Here is a 17684-nt window from a genome sequence, read left to right as displayed (position 1 = left end):
CTCATCCCCTCCGCAAGCCGCTGGCGCGCAGCACCTGCCGTGCGACACCCGCGCGCAGCGCCTCCTCGGAACCCACCAGGCGTACGCGTTGCCGTGCTCGGGTGATCGCGGTGTACAGCAGCTCCCGCGTGAGCAGCCGCGAATCCGCGGGCGGGATCACCACGGACACCGCCTCGTACTGGCTGCCCTGGCTGCGGTGGATCGTCATCGCGTACACGGTGCGCACCGCCACCAACTGGTTCGGGTACAGCAGGGCCACGTCGCCGCCGCGCGAGAACGCGGCCCGCAGATCGGCAGGATCGCCATCGTGCGCGATCACCACGCCCACGTCGCCGTTGTACACCTTCGTGTCGTAGTCGTTGGCCGTCACCAGCAGCGGTTGCCCGGCGTACCAACCGAATCCGCCGGGCCGCACACCGGACCACTCCTCGGCGAGCTGCGCCCACCGGGTCACACCGGACGGCCCCTCGGAATGCGCACACAGCACGCGGTGCAACTGCACGGCGGCCGCAGCATCACCGGCCCGCCCCGCGCGCGCCGCCAGCGCCGTTGCGGCGCTGGCCGCCTCGACATCGGCGCGGAGCCCCGCGAGATCGTCGGGCTCGCACCACTCGATCGCGCCGTCGCCACCCGCGCGGGCCAACTCGATCACCCGGTCGGCGTCGCCGCGACGCACCGCGTCGGCGAGCTCGCCCAGGACACCGGAGAAGCGGCGGCCCCGCCGCAGCCGCACCACGCCCCGCCGCGCCTGCGCGAGTTCGGCCTCGTCGAGCCGCTCCTCCTCGGCGCCCGAGCGCGCCGCCTCGTCGGCGAGCAACGCCTCGACCTCCGGCGACGGGACCCGGGTGACCCCGCGGGTCACCAGATCGCCGAGCACGGCACCGGCATCCACGGAGGCCAGCTGATCGGGATCGCCCACCAGGATGAGGCGGGCATCCGGCCGCAGCGCCTCCAGCAATCGGCACATGATGGTCAACGAGACCATCGACGTCTCGTCGACGACCACCACGTCGTAGGGCAGGTGATTGTCGGCGTCGTGCCGGAACCTGCTGGCGCTGCCCGGTTTGAAGCCGAGCATCCGGTGGATGGTCTGCGCCGGGATGTCCCGCGGGAGCCCCAGCGCCTCGCCCTGCTTGCGGACCTCGCCGGCGAGCTGCGCCGCGGCCCGGCCCGTGGGTGCGGCCAGGCCGATCCGCAGCTCGGGGCCGTGCTGGTCGAACAGCAGCGCCAGAATCCGGGCCACCGTGTAGGTCTTGCCGGTACCCGGGCCACCAGCCAGAACGGTGGTGCGGCCCAGCACCGAGACGGCGGCGGCCAGCCGCTGCCTGTCCGGTCCCGGCTCCGGGAACCGCTGCCGCAGGCCCTCTCGCAAGCGCTCGACATCGACGCCCGGGGCGGCATCGGCGCGCGCGTCGAGAACCGCCCGCACCGTCTCCTCCTGGCGGTGATAGCGATCGAGGTAGAGCAGTTCGTCGTCGACCAGGCGCAGCGGTTGCAGCGGCCCCTTCGCCGAGCCCGTCACGAGGGGACTGCGCTGCAACGCGGTGACCACCTGCGCGGGGTCCGGCCAGGGCAGTGCATCGAGGTCGACGGTGTCGTCGCCGTCCACGGCCACGTCCCGCAGGCGCGAGAGCTCGAGACAGACCGAGCCGAGCCGGACGGCGCGGGTGGCGAGCGCGGCGGCCAGGAGCACCGATTCGTCGCTCTCACCGCCGAGCCTGCCCAGGGCCCCGGCCACGTGCACATCGGCGGGCGCGAGCACGCCGGCCTCGGCGAAGGCCTCCAGCAGTGTGCTCATCGCGGGCCTCCCGCGAGCGCGTCCGAGACCGCGACGATCAGCTCCGCCGGCGGATACCATTCGAAGACACCGCATCCGGGCGGTGTCTGCGGCCCGATCATCGCGCGCACGAAGTGGTACTGCACCACGCCGAGGTGACGCTCGGGGGCGTAGCCGGGCAGCTTCCACGACAGGAAGCGGTGCAGCGCCACCGAATACAGCAGCGCCTGCAGGACGTAGTTGGAGCCCATCATCTCCTGCGCCATCCGCTCCGGCGTGTAGTCGGCTGTGGTGAGCTCGCCGCGGGCCAGGCGGTTCGTCTTGTAGTCGACGATCACGAACCGGTCGCCGGACGCCGCCCGCACCCGCAGCACGGAGTCGATGCTGCCCGTGAGGTAGCCGCGCAGCGCGGCGCCCGGTACCTCACGCAGCCGGGCGGCGTACGGCGCCAACGGATCGTCCGCGGGCAGGTGGCGCTCCAGCAGGTCGGCGATCGTGCCCAGCGTGGCCGATCCGGTATCGGCGAGCGGCAGCTCGAAGTCCAGCTCCGCGAGGTGATCCCCCGGCGCCACCTCCGCCAACGTGAGACCGGCCAGTTCCCCGGTCCCCAGCGGGGTGTGGAGCACCGCGGTGAGCGCGGCCGCCACCTCGGCGGGATCGTCTGCGGTGGTGCCGAATTCGGCGGCCTCCCGACAGCGGGCCAGGACCTCGGCGGCGAGATCGGGTGCGCCGGTGTCGACGTGTTCGAGGATCTCGTGCACGAGATTGCCGAAGACGGTGCCGCCGGACAGGCCGTTCATGAGCGACGACGGTGCGTCCGGGGCCGGCGCCGGGGCGTCGGCCGGCTCGTCGACCGGTTCGTCGGCGCGGTCCTCGACATCGGGTTCGCTCCCCGTGTCCGGTGCGGCGATCGGACCGTGTGCGGCGTCGGCGACCAGCGCCGAGTAGCTGGTGCGCCGCCAACTGGGATCGATCCGCCGGGACGCCCGCGCGAGTTCGAGCGGCGGGAAGCCGGCGAACGGCGGACGCCACTGCGGGGGCGCCGGCGCGGCCGGGTCGACCGCCTCGATCGAGACCGCGGACTCCACGGGCGCCGCCCATTCGCGCAACCGGGCACCGGCCTCGTCGTCCCTCGGGATCGGCGCCTGCCCCGCGGGCACACGGCCACCGCCGACCTCGGAGAACAACAGGCGGTGCAGCGGCGAGCCCTTCGTGGTGGTACTCGGCGCCCACCACAGCACCAGGCGCGACTGCGCGCGCGTGGCCCCCACGTAGAGCAGGCGCAGCTCCTCCGCCGCGTCCTCCTCCCGGGAGGTGGCCAGGCGGGCGTCGTAGCCGCGGGCGTCCTTGCCGCCCACGTCCACGAGCCGTTCACCGTCCTCATGGAAGGTGAACGTGTCACGGTCGCCGAAGCCGCCGAAGGAGTCCCACGCGAAGGGCAGGTACACGACCGGGAATTGCAGCCCCTTGCTGGCGTGCACCGTCATCAACTGCACGGCCTGGGTGTCGGTGGCGAGCCGCCGCGCGGGATCGGCGGTGCCGCCGAGGCCGGGGTCGGCGATGCGTTCGGCGAGCCATCGGGTGGCGGCGCCCAGCCCGAGCCCCAGGGTGACGGTGGCGTGCTGCACCAGTTCGGCGACGTGCCGCAGGTCGGTCAGCGTGCGTTCACCGCCGACCCTGCCGAGTAGGCGCGCGTCGAACCGTGATCCGGCGGCGAGGGCGTCGAACATCGCGGCGAAGCCGGAGCGGGCGAAGATCCCGGCCAGGGTGCGCAGCCGCCCGCTGATCTCGGAGACCAGCTCGTCGCCGCGCTCGTCGAGGTCGCGGGCGGTGAACTCGAAGAGCGGGGTGAGCGCCGCCAGGCGGGCGCGGTCGGCGCGCCCCGGGTTCTCCAGCGCCTGCAGCAGCCGCAGCCAGTCCGTGGCGGCGGCGGTGGTGAAGACGCTGGCGCCGCCCGCGGCGACCGCGGCCACGCCGAGGCCCTGCAGCAGCGACTGGAGCTCGGCGATGTGCTCGTTCTTGCGGACCAGCACCGCGATGTCCCGCGGTTCCAGCGTGCGCGGCGCTCCACCGTCGTCCAGTTCCTCCCCCGCCACCAGCGCGTGCACGATATCGGAGGCCACATCGCGCAGTACCGCCTTGCGGACACCGGGCACGCGCGGGATGCCGTACTGGGTCTTCGGTCCCACGCCGTTGGACCCGAGGTACCGCAGCCGCAGCGGTCGCCCGACGAGCCGCGAATCCGTCCGCGCGGCGCTCACCGGGCCCACCACGATCTGGGCATCGCCCAGGGCCACATCGCCGTACAGGTGTTGCAGCGCGGTCACCAGCGGACCGTCGGACCGGCGGTTGACGTCGAGCGCCTGGTGGGTAGTGGCCTGCTTCGAGGCCTCGAGATAGCTGTACACCTCCGCGCCGCGGAAGGCGTAGATCGCCTGTTTCGGATCGCCCACCAGAACCAGCGTGCGGTGGCCGTGGAAGGCGGCATGCAGGATGTCCCACTGCACGGGGTCCGTGTCCTGGAACTCGTCGACCAGGACCACCGAATACAGCTCGCGCAGACGCGAACACGCGGCCTCGCCGTGCGTCTCATCGGTGAGCGCGTCGCGCAGTAGGCCCTGCAGGTCGTCGAAATCACGGAGCCGGCCGAGCCGCTTGCGACGGTCCACCTCGCGGCGCACCGCCTCCGCGTACCGGACGCGGGCGGCCACATCGGAGCCCGGTTCGGCGTCGCGCGGGGTGATGGCGGCGCGGGGGTTGGCGACCACGGTGCGGGCGTACAGCAGGGCCGTGGCCAGCGGGAAGGGCGGGTGCGGACGCCCGGCGAACATCCCCAGGTAGGCGTCCTCGGCCACCTCCTGGACGAGATCACCGATGTCCTCGACGAACTGCGCGCCGGGCTCCAGATCGCCCGCCATGCCGAGGGCGTCGAGCATCCGCTGGCAGAAGCCGTGCGTGGTGGTGATCGTGGCCGCGTCGAAGTCCGAGAGCGCCGCCACCAGCCGCCGGCGACGCAGGTCCACCTCCTCCGGTGCCGCCGCGGCGAGGTGCCGGATCAGTTCGTCGTCGCAGTCCCGCGCCGCCTCGGGGTCGCGCAGCGCCTCCTCGGCCGCGACCAACCGGGCGCGGGCGCGTACGCGCAGTTCCTGAGTGGCGGCGCGGGAGAACGTGATCAGCAACATGGAGCCGAGGTCGGCCACGCCCTCGGCCACGTACCGGGTGAGCAGGCCGACGATCGCGTAGGTCTTGCCGGTGCCGGCGCTGGCTTCGAGCACCGTGGTGGTGGCTCCCCCGGGCAGGGGGCCGGTGAGCTCGAACGGGGTCACCCCGAGGACGGATTCCCGGGCGGCCATCAGCTCATCTCCTCGTGGTTCAGCAGCGGCACCCACAGGCGGGCCGCGAGGGCACCGAATCGGGTTCCGGCGCGGGAGAACTCCGCCTCGGTGCCGCGGGGCGGGCCCAGCGCATCGTCGAAGGCGGACTCCCCCAGTGCGTAACGGATGGAGCGGTCCTTGCCGTCGCCGAAACTACTCTCGAATTCACCGCGGGCGGCGTCGAGTGCCATCTGCTGGGAATCGCCGGCGATCCCCCGCTCGGCGTAGACCGCCGACGCGGCCGGGAACAGCGGCAGCGGTTCGGTGAGTCCGCGATCGCGCAGATCGACCAGGGCGCGCAGCTCCGCCACCGGGTCCGCGGGCACCGTGAGCCGCGAGGTGAGCACTCCGCGGAATCGCCCGCGTCCGATCGCGACGGCCGACTGCTCGGAATGCCCGCCCGCCGCCAGGGCGAGCAGCGATACCCACGCCGCGACCCGGTGTTTGGGAGCGAGCCTGCTGAAGGACGAGCGCACGATCCCGCCCGGGCGCACCGACGGCACCGACCCGACCAGCCGGCGGCCCGCGCCCAGATCGACCGCGATGTCGACGGTGGTGGCCGGCCCGGTGAGATAGGGCGAGGCCACCCGCGACAGTTCGGCGACGGTGCCGGCGATGCCGTCCAGGACCGCACTGCCGAGGGCGAAGGGCGGCAGCGTGCCGCGGCGCATCTCGGCGGCGGCGAACCTGTCGGGTTCCACTCCGGCCAATGCCGAGGCGAGCATGCGGTCGCCGATGTCCCAGCGCTGCAACCCGTCCGGCGCGATCGTCAGGGCCTCAGCGAGCTCCTCGTCCTGATCGGGCACGGTGAACCCGAGGCGCTGCCGCAGAAAGGCCTTGACCGGGTGCTCGCAGAATCGCAAGAGGGAGTCGAGGTCCACGTCCTCGATGGCCGCGGCGAGCGGACCGTCCAGGAACGGGGCCGGGGGCTCCGGTGTGCCGCCCGCCGCGACCGCACCCGCGTAGGCGGCCGGATCGAAGGAGAAGGGGACGCCGAGCCCGAACCGGTCCGGGTCGAAGTTGTCGGAATCGAAGGGCTGCAGAGAGTGCCGGAACTCCAGTCCCGATGCGGCGGGATCGGTCAGCAGCGCCCGCGCCGCGTCCCGCAGCTCGGCGACCGGCACGGCGGGCGGGCGCGGGGTGCCCTTCACCGGGTCGGCACCGGTGTAGAAGACCAATAGGCGATCGGTGGCGCTGGTCACCGCGTCGAGGAAGAGTTGCCGGTCTTCGGCGCGCGGATCCCGCTCCCCCACACAGGGAGTGCGCCCGAGCACATCGTCGCCCGAGTAGCGGGTGCTCCGCGGGAAGACCTCGTCGTCGAGGCCGAGCAGCACCACCACGCGATGCGGGACCGACCGCATCGGCACCAGCGTGCACACGGTGAGTTCGCCGGTGCGGAAGTTCGCCCGGGTGGGCTTGGCCGCGAGCCGGGAGCCGAGCATCGCCCGCACCTCGGGCAGCGTGAGATCGCGCTCGGCGCCGCCGCGCAGCGCGGTGGCGATCTCTCGGCCCGCCTGGGTCACCTGCCAGCCGTCGCTCGGCGCCACCGCCGCCACGTCCACCGCGAGCGCATTGAGCGATGCGGCCCATTCGTGCGCCGGCCGCCGACCGCGCGAATCCGCCGTGGCGCGGGTGAGGACGTCGAGGTATTCGGCGAACCGGCCCACCAGATCGATATCGGTCGAGTCCACATCGTCGAGCGGCAGGCCGAGGCCGAGCCATTCCCCCTCGGTCTCATCGGCGACCACGCCGAGCAGGATCCGGTCCAGCGCAGTGGCCAGGGTGTTCTGCGGGAAACCGCCGAGGCCGAAGCGTTCCCGGCCCGAGGTGTCCAGACCCCACCGGGCGCCGGACGGACCGGCCCACTCGCGGAGCCGCTCGATGTCCGAGTCCGAGAAGCGGAACCGGCGGCGCACCGGCTCGGTGGCGGCGAGGTCGAGCACCTGCGCCACCGTGGCCCGGCCGTCCGCCAGCTCCAACACGGTGAGCAGGGCGTCCAGCAGCGGATTGGTGAACCGCAGCGACCGGTCGGCCAGCCGCACTCGCAGGCGTTGCGCCGGATGCGCGTCCTCCGCCGGCTCCCCGGCCGCGGTGCCCGCGACGGCCTGGCCGAAGGCGGACCGGATCAGTGGCGCGTAGGTCTCGATATCGGGACAGGTGACCAGCACATCCCGCGGCTGCAGCGTGGGATCGTCCTCGAACAGGCGCACCAGGCGCTCGCGGAGCACCTCGATCATCCGCGCCGGGCCGTGGCAGGCGTGGAATTCGATGGTGCCGTCCGGCGCGGAGTCAGGGGCCGGCGCGGTGTCGTCCGCGATCGCGCGCTGCAACCCGCCGAGCAGGGTGCCCGGATGGGACGGCGCCGGGTGATGCACATCGGCGTCGGCGAGGGGGCTGACCCGGACCTGCAGCTCGGAGGACTCCCTGCCGAGGCTCGCGAGCAACGGATTGGTGGCCGCGGCGCCCCGGGTGCGCGGGATCGGCTCCCCTACCCCGGATGCGGGGTCCACGACGGTGCGCTCCCACAGCGCGGGACTGGGGTGCGGCAGCCACAGATGCACGTCCCGATGCTGCGCGAGGGCCGCGAGAACGGCGGCCTGATCTGCGGGGACGCGCGTGGGTCCGTACACCGACAGGCGCTGCGGCAGGGACAGCAGGCCGGGTTCGGCGCGGAGCCGCTCGCACGCGGCATCGAGCCGCTCGGCGGGACTGGGGACACCGGCCAGATCGCGGACCTCGCGGAACAGCCGCAGCTGCCAGTGCAGATCGGCAGGCAGGGCGCCGCCCGCACCGTCGGACTCGCGCCCCGCCGCCCAGTCGACCAGCATCCCCGGGCGGTTTGCCCCGTAGGACCGGAGCAGGCCGGCGAGCAGCTCCGCGGTGGGGTACCGACGCCGAGGACGATGCCCGGGCTGCTCCGCCCAGCCGCCGGGCCGGGTGACGCCGAGGTGCCGGGCCAAGACCTCGCCACCGGGTTCGAAGGCGAGCCGGTCGATCGCGGCGAGCACCAGCCACACCAATCTCTCGCCGCGCCACGGATCCTCGTCCCGCGCGATCCCGGAGGCCGTGGCGATCGCCTCGGCCACCAACCCCTCGGGCGTGGGGAACTCGATGTTCGCGGCGATCCCCAGGCGGCTGGCCAGGCGCTGGGTGATCCATCGCTCGACGCCCCGGGCGGGGACCGCGATCACCTCCGCAGCGAACGGATCCGCGCCGGGGGTGGCGAGGACCTCGGCGAGGGCGTCGACGAGGACGTCGCCCCGCTCGCAGCGGTGCACGGTGAGCATGGGTCCGGTTCTAACACGGATGTCCGACAGGGGGATGCACCGGCTCCGCTAGATCGCGCTGGTGAGCGCCGCGGGCACGGCCGCCAGGCTCGGGATCGACGGTGCGCGCTCCTCGCCGCCGACGCCGGCCCGGTCCAGCCACAGCGCGCGCAGGCCCGCCGCCCGCGCCGCGAGCACGTCGTTGCCGAAGTGATCGCCGATCGCGATGCACTGCGCGGGCTCGGCACCGATCAACCCGCACGCGTGCAGGAAGACGCTCGGGTCCGGCTTGCCGACGCCGAGGGTGTCGGTGGTGACCACGTGCGGGAACCGCTCGGACACCCCGAGCACCTGGAGCTTCATCCGGGTGGCCGGGCTCGACGAGTTGGTGAGCAGCACCACCGCGATCCCCCAATCCTCGGCGGCCTCCACCGCGGGCAGGGCGTCCGGGAAGAGCCGCTGTGCGGCCGCGAAAGCCGGATCGTAGGCGCTGCAGAAGCGCCGGTACCGGCGCGGCTCCCAGAGCAGGCCGAGATCGGCCGCGGCGGCCGCGATCCGCTGCTTGCGCATCTCATGGAACCGGATGCGGCCATCGGTGTAACCGGCGAAGAAGCCGTGCGGATCGGCGTGGAAGAGCTGTGCGAAGCGCTCCCGGGTGGCGGTGGTCGACTCCGGCCATACCTCCAGGGCGGCGGCCTGCGCCGCGGTGCGGATGGCGGACTCGGTGTCGATCAGCGTGTCGTCGACGTCGAGGATCAGGCCGTCACAGGGTCGCGGACCGTCGAGCCCGGCGCGGCGGCGCAACCGCTGCACCCGCCCCGTGCCCCAATCGAGCCCCTGCCGGATCGCCGTCCCGACCAGATCCGTGACATCCACGCGCGCCCCCCTGACAGTCGTCCGGTGCCTACTGCACGAACAACTGCTTGAACCGGGCGAGCGACTCCTCGATATCGCCCTTGAGCGCCCGCGCCACGGTGATCCCGACGGGTCCGAAGAACGGAGCGCCACCGAGATCCGCGCGCAGCGACATCTTCGTGCCGGTCCCGGAGGGGGCCACCGTCACGGTGAGCTTGTACTTCGTGCCGGCCATGCCCTTGCCGTCCAGCACCAGCTTGCGCGGCGGATCGTAGGTCGAGATCGTCCAATCGACCCGGTTGCGCAGGCCCTTGACCTTGACCACGGAGCTGATCTTCAGGCCCGCCGTGAGCTCGTCGGGCAGCGGGCTGCGGTAGCCGTCGTGCACGGTGACCCACTCGGGCAGCACGTCCAGATCGGCGGCCTTGGCCCAGGCCTCGTCGGGGGAAAGGGGCACCTCGATGGTGCTCTCGACCTTCGCCACTACAACTCCTTCGCAGGCGGATGTTGCACCGAACATAGCGTGTCGCGGAGGACTTCTGCGCGGGCGTAGCTTCATACCCGTGTCCACCACGGTCCTGTCGATCCTGCTCGCGCTCGTGGCAGCGTTCCTGTTCGCCTGCGGTTCCGCGGCGCAGCAGGCCGAGGCCGCGAGCGTCGAAGAAGGCACGCCCCTCGTCGCGCAGTTGCTGCGCCGGCCCCGGTGGTGGCTCGGCCTGGCCGGGGACCTCGGCGGCTACGCCTTCCAGGCGGCGGCGCTGGTCTTCGGGCCGGTGCTGGTGGTGCAACCCCTCATCGTGGCCGCGCTGCTGTTCGCGCTGCCGGTCTCGGCCGCGCTCAACCACACCCGGGTGACGCGGCGGGAATGGCTGTACGCCGCACTGCTCGCCGGTGCCCTGGCCCTGTTCCTGGTGGCAGGCCGCCCCACCGACGGTGTGCCGGACGCCCCGGGTTCCTCGTGGTTGCCCGCGCTCGCGGTGATCGGGGCGATCACGGCCGTCTCGACGGGGTTGGGCCTGGTGCGCTCGCTGCCCGGCTCCGCCCGCGCACTGTCCTTCGGCGTCGGCGCCGGACTGCTGTTCGGCGTGGCGACGGTGCTCACCAAGCCCGTCCTGACCTCCTACGAGCACGCGGACTTCCTCGACAACACCGTGCGGCTGTTCACCGATTGGCGGCTGTACCTGCTGATCGCGGCCGGTCTGGGCGCGATGTACCTGCAGCAGCGCGCCTTCCAGCCCGCGCCGATCTCGGCCTCGCTCCCGGCGATCACGCTCGCGGAGCCGCTGTGCGCCGCGGCGCTCGGGGCGGCCGTGCTCGGCGAATCGGTCACGGTGACAGGCGTGGCGGGCGTCGCGGTGGTCGCGTCAGTAGCGGTCGGGGCCTACGCCGCGGCCCGGCTGGCGCGCCGCGAGGCGGCGTAACTTCGACGGGTATGACGGACTTCGCCGGTTGGGAACGGGCACCCCTCACCTACGCCGAGGTGGGGGCCACGCGGCCGGGTGCGGCTCCGCCTGCCGACGCGCACGTGATCCGTGCCGAGCGGGTGGTCGGGCACGGTCCCGGTGCCTTCGCCGCGGTGCGCGAGCAGATCCTGGGCTACGGCATGCAACGCGGCGCCGGGATGCGGGTGCGTGCGAGCACGCCGACGGCGCAGGAGGGCACGATCCTGCTGCTCAGCGCGCCCTTCCTGGGGCCCCTCCAGATCCCGTGCCGGGTGGTCTACCTGCTCGACGAGCCGGACCGTGCGGGCTTCGCGTACGGCACGCTGCCCGGGCATCCGGAGAGCGGCGAGGAGCTGTTCTCGGTCGAACTGCGGGCCGACGGTGCGGTGGTCGCGGTGGTCTCCGCGTTCTCCCGGCCGGGCCGGTGGTACACCCGTCTCGGAGCGCCGGCCGGCCGCCTCCTGCAGGCGGTGATGACGCGGCGCTACCTGGCCGCAATGGTCCGGCCGGGCGGCTAGGACGCCGATTCCGTGCGGCGCCGGCGGAACGGCACGGGATCGCCCTGCAGCTCGGTCAACACCGCGCGCATGCCCTCCGGGATCGCCATCGGGCGGCCGCTGGCGGCACCGTCGACCACCACCATCGAGGTCTCCGCGAGCGCCGCCACGGCCCCCTCGGGCGTGTACACGGTGTACCCGATGTCGAAGCCCGACCCACCGATCCGCGTGACGCACATGGCGATCCGTGCGGGCTCGGCCGAGTACAGCAGTGGCTGCGCGTAGTCGATCTCCTGATGCGCCACGAACATCGTCGCGCGCTCGGTTCCCGCGCTGGTGGCCCGCTCCGTGAGGAACCGGATGCGCGCCTCCTCCAGCACCCGCAGCATCGACACGTTGTTCACATGCTGCAGCGCGTCCATATCGGACCAGCGCAGTGCGACCGTCACCTCATGATTCGCCATGGGGATATTGTCGTGCACGGACACCGATGCCCTAGACACCGGGAGATGCGATGCGCACCACACGCCTGACCGCAGCCGTTCTGCTCGGCGTTCTCGTCTCGGGGTGCTCGAGCTCCGGTGACTCCCCCACCCGCGATTCCGCGGACGGCGGCACGGTGATCGTGTACGCCGCGGCCAGCCTGCAGGCGACCTTCGAGAAGCTGGCCACCGACTTCTCCGCGAAGCATCCCGGCTCCACCGTCAAATTCTCCTTCGGCGGCTCGTCCGGCCTACTGACCCAGCTCACCCAGGGCGCACCCGCCGACGTCTTCGCCACGGCGGACACCCCGACCATGGACCGTGCGCGCAGCGCATCGCTCGTGGACCAGACGCAGCCCTTCGCGACCAATGTCCTCACCATCGCCACCACCGCGGGCAATCCCAAGCGGATCGGCGCGCTCGCCGATCTGGCGCGCCCCGACGTCTCGGTCGTGGTGTGCGCCAAACCCGTTCCCTGTGGTGCCGCGACGGCCAAGGTGACCGAGGCGGCCGGCGTCGCACTGCGACCGGTGAGCGAGGAGGACTCGGTCTCGAGCGTGCTGTCCAAGGTGCGACTCGGCCAGGCCGATGCCGGCCTGGTGTACCGGACCGACGTCAGGGGCGCCGGAGATTCCGTGGGCTCGGTCGACTTCCCGCAGGCCGACGGCGCCGTCAACGTGTACCCGATCGGCGTGCTCAAGGACGCGAAGAACCGCGCCGGCGCGGACGATTTCGTGAGCTTCGTGCGCGGACCCGAGGGGCGCGCCGCGCTCACCGCCGCGGGCTTCGGGACGCCGTGACCTCCGTTCCGAAATGGATCGCGGTCCCGGCCGCACTGGGCGCCGCGTTCGTGGTTCTCCCCCTGCTCGCGGTGGTGACGAAGGTCGACTGGCCGCGCTTCGGCGCCCTCGTGACCTCACCGGACTCCCGCACGGCGCTGCTCCTCTCGCTGCAGACCTCGGTGGCGGCCACGGCCCTGTGCATCGTGCTGGGCGTGCCGCTGGGCGTGGTGCTGGCCCGCGGCCGATCGCCACTGGTGGGCGTGCTGCGGCCCGTCGTCCTACTACCGCTGGTGCTGCCGCCCGTGGTGGGCGGCATCGCCCTGCTGTACGCCTTCGGCCGGCGCGGCCTGGTGGGCCAGATCGGCGGCATCGGCGGGCACATCGCCTTCACCACGGTGGCCGTGGTGCTCGCCCAGGCCTTCGTGGCCCTGCCCTTCCTGGTGCTCGCCGTCGAGGGCGCCCTGCGATCACTGGGTACCGAGTACGAGCGGACGGCGGCCACACTCGGCGCCTCCCCGTCCGTGGTGCTGTTCCGGGTGACCCTGCCGCTGGCCCTGCCGGCGGTGGCCTCGGGCGTGGTACTCACCTTCGCCCGGGCGCTGGGCGAGTTCGGCGCCACCCTCACCTTCGCCGGATCACTCGCCGGGACCACGCGGACGCTGCCGCTGGAGATCTACCTGCGCAACGAGACCGATCCCCAGGCGGCCGTGGCACTGTCGCTGGTGCTGCTGGTGGTGGCCGCCGTGATCGTGGCGGGCGTGTACGGCGTGCGGGGGTGGCGCCGGTGACCCTGGAGGCGACGATCACCGTCGCGGCCCGGGGCGTGGATGCCGCGCTGACCGTGCCGAACGGGCGCACGCTGGCGCTGGTGGGCCCGAACGGGACCGGGAAGTCGACGATGGCCGACGCGATCGCCGGGCTGGTGCGGCCCGATGCCGGGCGGGTGCTGGTCGACGGCACGACGGTCTTCGCGGCCGGCGGTGCGGACGCGGTGTGGGTGCCCGCCCACCGGCGCCGGGTCGCGCTGCTGGGGCAGGCGACGCGGTTGTTCCCGCATCTGGGCGTGCGGGCGAACGTGGCCTTCGCGCCGCGCAGTGCCGGCGCGGACCGCCGCAGCGCGCTGGCGGCGGCGGACCGCTGGCTGGAGGCGGTGGGTGCCGCGGAATTCGCGGATCGCAGGCCCGGCGAGCTGAGCGGTGGGCAGGCGCAGCGGGTGGCGCTGGCGCGGGCGCTCGCTGCGGAGCCACGCGTCCTGATTCTGGATGAACCGCTCTCGGCACTCGACGTCTCGGCACGACCGAAGATGCGCACCGTCCTGCGCGAGGTGCTCGCGGATCTGACCTGCGTGCTGATCACGCACGACGCCGCCGATGTGGTGGCTCTGGCCGACGAGGCGGCGGTGCTCGACGGCGGGCGCATCGTCGAACACCGGCCCGCAGCCGAGCTGCTGCTCTCCCCCAGTACTCCCTTCGCCGCCCGGCTGGCGGGGATGAACCTGCTGCCGGACGGCGACGGGGCGTGGGTCTTCGGCCCCGATGCGGTGACCGTCGCGGCCACCGGCGAAGACACCGACGACGGTGCCGGACTGGCCGGCACCGTCGTGGAGGTGACTGTGGTGGGTGGACGCTGCCGAGTGACCAGCGACGTCGCGGCGAGCGGCGGCGGCACGTCGACCGTGGTGGCCGAGCTCCCCGCCGACCGGCACCGCGAACTGCGCCCGGGCGACCGGGTGCGACTGCGGCCCGATACGGCGCGGGCCCACCGGGTGACTACGCCTCGTCCGGCGCGTCCGTAGCGGCATCGTCGGACGGCGCTGCAGCGGGCGGCGTGCGGTCGACACCGGCCAGCAGCAAGTAGATCTGCTTGATCGCGTCGCCGAGAACGGCATCGACCGCGGCGATCTGCTCAGCGCCGCCGGTGCGGCCCACACGCCGGGTGACCTCGTGCAGCTCGTGCAGGGTGTCGCGAAGGTGTCCGCGCTCCTCGCTGCCGCCGGCGAAGCCCGCGAAGGGGTCGGTGTCGGTGAGCGACTCGGCGATGTACTCGCGGCCGGCATCGGTGAGCGTGGCGACCTTGCGGCCGTTCTCCCGCTCGATGGTGATCAGGCCCTCGTCCTCGAGCTGGCTCAGGGTGGGGTAGATCGCGCCGGGGCTGGGCTTCCAGGCACCGGCGGTGCGCTCCTCGATGGAGGAGACGATCTGGTACCCGTGCATCGGCTCGATCTCCAGGAGCTTGAGGACGGCGATCCGGACGTCGCCGCGCTGCACGCCGCGCCGTCCGTGTCCGCGCCCACGCCCCCGGCCGCCGCGTCCCGGTCCACCGGGGCCGAAACCCTCGGGGCCGAAACCGGGAACTCCGGGACCGAAACCGCCGGGCCCGAAACCGCCGGGACCGAAGCCCCGGCCCTCGCCACGACCCCGGCCCTCGCCGCGGCCGCGACCGTGGGCGCCGCCACGACCCTCGCCGCAATCGGACGGGAAATCGTCGTGCCGGAACCGCATGTCGAATCGTTCGTTGTGAATGTGCCTACGCATGGTGGCAATCCTTTCGGTAGGGGGCGGCATGTTCGGCCACCCGATGCATTGACGATATATCGCGACTGTTTTCAATGCAACCCCCGAAAACGGGTCGTCCCCGTCCGGAACACCGGACGGGGACGCTGTCGATCGCGTTCGTGCAGGTCAGGCCTTGGTGGAATCGATCCGCTCGATCACCTTGCGGGCGAAGGTGTTCACACCGTCGGCCACGCGCTCGAGATGCAGATCCGCCTGCACCACCTGGAGCTCGAGGATCACCGGAGTGTCGTCGGCCGACCGGATGAGGTCGACGCGCACGTACAGCGGCGGGTTGGCGGGATCGATCGGCTTGAGCGCCGCGTCGGCAAGCGCCCGCTCCGCGGCGGTCGGCTCGGCGTCCACGATGACCTCGACCGGGCGGCCGTCGGTCGACTCGCTGGTCAGCTCGGCGGCCAGATCGCGGCCGAAGGCGTGGCTGAACTCGCCACCCAGGTACACCAGGGAGATGCCCTCGGCGGAGCCGCTGTACGGCGAGACCATCACGGTGTTGCCGCCCGACTTGATCTCCTCCAGCTTCGCGCGGCTGGCCTCCGCATCGTCCGGGCCGTACCGGAAGGCCTCGTCGAGCCCGCCGCTGATCGACGCGCGCACGAGGTGCTCGACACCGAGGTAGTCGTGGTCCAGGGTGGCGTCGTGCACGGTGATGAACTCGGTCGGCACGATCGGCAGGCCCTCGGACTCGTAATCACGCAGGTAGCGCTTGTCGGCGTACCAGCGCACGAGCGGCTCCGGGTTGAGCACCAGCGACTGCGCGGCGGCACGCCACGCCCAGCCGAGGAAGTCGTCGTACCGCTGCGCGTAATCCCAGACATCGGTGAGGACGACCGCGTCGAACTGCTCCCAGTCGATGGCGGAATCGGTCCACACCGCGGCCTCGGCGTCGTGGCCGGCTGCCCGCAGCGCGGCCTGGATCTCCTTGCCGCGCTCACCCAGGTCGGGCTGCGCGGCGGAAGTGGCAAGAGCGATTCGGTAGGTCACGCCGGACAGTATGGCAGCCGCCGCGGCCCGCGCGGCGCGACACCCGCCGGAAGTCCGGCGCACGCGGGCACCGTCGGGATAGGCTTGCGGTCCGAAAACCCCCACCCCGCGAGGCGTGCGGTGTCCGTTGCGCCGCCGCGCCGCCGAGGAAGGTTCCGAGCCAGGTGAAGGCCCCGTTGGACGTGCACATCGAGACGCCTCGACTGCACCTGTCCCCCGCCTCGGACGGCCGGTTCCACATCGTCGATCGCCATTCCCGGCACACTCTCGGCCGCATCGCACTGCGCGCCTCCCGGCACAGCCGCGCCCGCGGACTCGAACTGAGTTACGCGGTGGCCGCGACGCATCGTCGCCGGGGATTCTGCGGCGAGGCCGCGGAGGCGCTGGTGGATCACGCCTTCACCCGCGGCCTCACCTCGCGCATCTACGCGTCGACGGCATGGTCCAACGTGGCCTCGCGCCGCGTGCTGTCCGCCCTGGGCATGCAACAGCTCGACATCGCGATGCTGGACTGGGAGTCACTCGCGGGCGATGTGGACCCCACCGAATCCGACCTCACGCCCTACGCCCGCGTCGAGTACGAGATGCTGCACTGGGACTGGCAGCAGCGCCGCCTCGACGCCCGGCTCACCTCCTGACCGGTGCCCCGTCAGGACAGCGGTACCGACGGGACCATCGCCGGATCGAGCGCGCCGGTCTCGGGCGAGATCCGCCGCCGCTCCCCCTGCTTGACCACGATGATGCCGATCACGATGGCCACGGCACCCACGATCTGCAGGGGCGTGAGCGACTCGTCGAGCAGCAGCCAGGCCACGACGCCCGCACCGATCACCTCGGAGAAGCCGAGGAAGGACGCGATGGTCGGGCCCACCATGTTGATGGCGATGATGCCGGCGACGTACGCCAGGCCCGTCGCGATGGCGCCGATCACCACGGCGGGCACCCACCACGGGACGGTGCCGATGTTGCCGAGCACCACGGGAACCGTGGTCACCCGCACCGGGGTGAGACCGGCCAGCGCGGTGAGCGAGAGCGTGATCGCACCCACCAGCAGGCCGCCCACGGCGAGGGCGAGCTGGTCGACCGTCTGCGCGTCGATCCCCGCCTCGTCGGCGGTGGTGCCGTCCTCGGCCAGCAGGAAGTACGCGGCCAGGCCGATGAGCGAGAGGATCGCCCAGGCCAGGCCCGTGGGGCTCACCGCAGCGCCGCCGGACGCCGCGCACACCACGGCCACCAGGCCGACCACGGCGATCGCGGCACCGATGGTGGTGCGCAGCGAGGGACGCCGGCCGAAGCGGCCCCACAGGTACAGCAGCACCAACAGCGGCGCGGAGAACTCGATGAGCAGGGCCACCGTGACCGACATGTGGGCGATGGCGTTGAAGTACGCCAGCTGGACAGCGACCACCGCGAGCAGCCCGTACGCCAGCACGGTGAACGGCGCGCGGCGCAGCGTGGCCAGGCGGTCACGACCGAAGACGAGCATCGGGATCAGCGTGACCAGAGCGGCGATCCACAGCCGCACCAGAACCACACCCGCCGGGCTCCAGCCCGCCTCGAGCAGAGGTTTGCCGAAGGGCCCCGACATGGCGAACGCGAATCCTGAAATCAGTGCGACAGCAATGCCTCGACCGATACCGCTACCCATGGTGTCA

General features: G+C 72.6%; 15 protein-coding genes. 6 read left to right on the top strand and 9 right to left on the bottom strand.

Annotation, left to right across the window (positions count from 1 at the left end):
* Position 1: 1 nt before the first annotated feature.
* Genes recD through TTY48_RS16220 form a run of 5 tightly spaced genes read right to left on the bottom strand, consistent with a single transcriptional unit; the run spans position 2 to position 9756 of the window.
* The gene (gene recD / locus TTY48_RS16240; protein ID WP_220658703.1) at positions 2–1798 is read right to left on the bottom strand and encodes an exodeoxyribonuclease V subunit alpha; all 1797 of its coding nucleotides are present in this window, start codon (positions 1796–1798) and stop codon (positions 2–4) included.
* On the bottom strand, positions 1795–5130 hold the full coding sequence (locus TTY48_RS16235) for a UvrD-helicase domain-containing protein (protein ID WP_220658702.1): 3336 nt from the start codon (positions 5128–5130) through the stop codon (positions 1795–1797). The genes recD and TTY48_RS16235 overlap by 4 nt, the downstream gene beginning before the upstream one ends.
* Positions 5130–8438 (bottom strand): exodeoxyribonuclease V subunit gamma, encoded by a 3309-nt coding sequence (gene recC / locus TTY48_RS16230; protein WP_220658701.1) that lies wholly within the window; start codon positions 8436–8438, stop codon positions 5130–5132. The genes TTY48_RS16235 and recC overlap by 1 nt, the downstream gene beginning before the upstream one ends.
* Before the next feature lie 48 nt (positions 8439–8486).
* Entirely contained in the window at positions 8487–9293 is an 807-nt protein-coding gene (locus tag TTY48_RS16225; RefSeq protein ID WP_220658700.1) for an HAD family hydrolase, read from the bottom strand.
* A gap of 28 nt (positions 9294–9321) precedes the next feature.
* The gene (locus TTY48_RS16220) at positions 9322–9756 is read right to left on the bottom strand and encodes an SRPBCC family protein (protein ID WP_220658699.1); all 435 of its coding nucleotides are present in this window, start codon (positions 9754–9756) and stop codon (positions 9322–9324) included.
* 79 nt (positions 9757–9835) lie between these two features.
* Between TTY48_RS16220 and TTY48_RS16215 the strand changes: the two genes are divergently transcribed.
* Entirely contained in the window at positions 9836–10693 is an 858-nt protein-coding gene (locus TTY48_RS16215; protein ID WP_220658698.1) for a DMT family transporter, read from the top strand.
* A gap of 11 nt (positions 10694–10704) precedes the next feature.
* A complete protein-coding gene (locus TTY48_RS16210) occupies positions 10705–11232 on the top strand; it encodes a DUF1990 family protein (RefSeq protein WP_220658697.1) in 528 nt (175 codons plus the stop codon).
* Here TTY48_RS16210 and TTY48_RS16205 read toward each other — a convergent pair.
* On the bottom strand, positions 11229–11675 hold the full coding sequence (locus TTY48_RS16205; RefSeq protein ID WP_220658696.1) for a thioesterase family protein: 447 nt from the start codon (positions 11673–11675) through the stop codon (positions 11229–11231). The genes TTY48_RS16210 and TTY48_RS16205 overlap by 4 nt on opposite strands.
* Before the next feature lie 50 nt (positions 11676–11725).
* On the opposite strand from TTY48_RS16205, the gene modA reads away from it, so the two are divergent.
* Genes modA through TTY48_RS16190 form a run of 3 tightly spaced genes read left to right on the top strand, consistent with a single transcriptional unit; the run spans position 11726 to position 14270 of the window.
* Complete coding sequence (modA, locus tag TTY48_RS16200) at positions 11726–12493, top strand: molybdate ABC transporter substrate-binding protein (RefSeq protein WP_220658695.1); 768 nt, start codon at positions 11726–11728, stop codon at positions 12491–12493.
* The gene (locus TTY48_RS16195) at positions 12490–13263 is read left to right on the top strand and encodes an ABC transporter permease (RefSeq protein WP_220658694.1); all 774 of its coding nucleotides are present in this window, start codon (positions 12490–12492) and stop codon (positions 13261–13263) included. The genes modA and TTY48_RS16195 overlap by 4 nt, the downstream gene beginning before the upstream one ends.
* Entirely contained in the window at positions 13260–14270 is a 1011-nt protein-coding gene (locus TTY48_RS16190) for a sulfate/molybdate ABC transporter ATP-binding protein (protein WP_220658693.1), read from the top strand. The genes TTY48_RS16195 and TTY48_RS16190 overlap by 4 nt, the downstream gene beginning before the upstream one ends.
* Here the strand turns inward: TTY48_RS16190 and TTY48_RS16185 are convergent.
* Both TTY48_RS16185 and TTY48_RS16180 read right to left on the bottom strand, forming a co-directional pair.
* Positions 14245–15009, bottom strand: a complete 765-nt coding sequence (locus tag TTY48_RS16185; RefSeq protein ID WP_255585780.1) for a PadR family transcriptional regulator — start codon at positions 15007–15009, stop codon at positions 14245–14247. The genes TTY48_RS16190 and TTY48_RS16185 overlap by 26 nt on opposite strands.
* A 147-nt stretch (positions 15010–15156) precedes the next feature.
* Positions 15157–16029, bottom strand: coding sequence for a hypothetical protein (locus TTY48_RS16180; protein WP_220658691.1), 873 nt, complete (start codon positions 16027–16029; stop codon positions 15157–15159).
* Positions 16030–16193: 164 nt separating this feature from the next.
* Between TTY48_RS16180 and TTY48_RS16175 the strand changes: the two genes are divergently transcribed.
* Positions 16194–16667 (top strand): GNAT family N-acetyltransferase, encoded by a 474-nt coding sequence (locus TTY48_RS16175; RefSeq protein WP_220658690.1) that lies wholly within the window; start codon positions 16194–16196, stop codon positions 16665–16667.
* Positions 16668–16678: 11 nt separating this feature from the next.
* Here the strand turns inward: TTY48_RS16175 and TTY48_RS16170 are convergent, their stop codons facing one another.
* Positions 16679–17677: a DMT family transporter gene (locus tag TTY48_RS16170; protein WP_220658689.1), complete on the bottom strand. Its 999-nt coding sequence runs from the start codon at positions 17675–17677 to the stop codon at positions 16679–16681.
* Positions 17678–17684: the final 7 nt, after the last annotated feature.

Source organism: Tsukamurella sp. TY48, from assembly GCF_019656655.1.
GTDB classification, from domain to species: Bacteria; Actinomycetota; Actinomycetes; order Mycobacteriales; family Mycobacteriaceae; genus Tsukamurella; species Tsukamurella strandjordii.
This window is presented reverse-complemented; position numbering and strand designations above follow the sequence as displayed.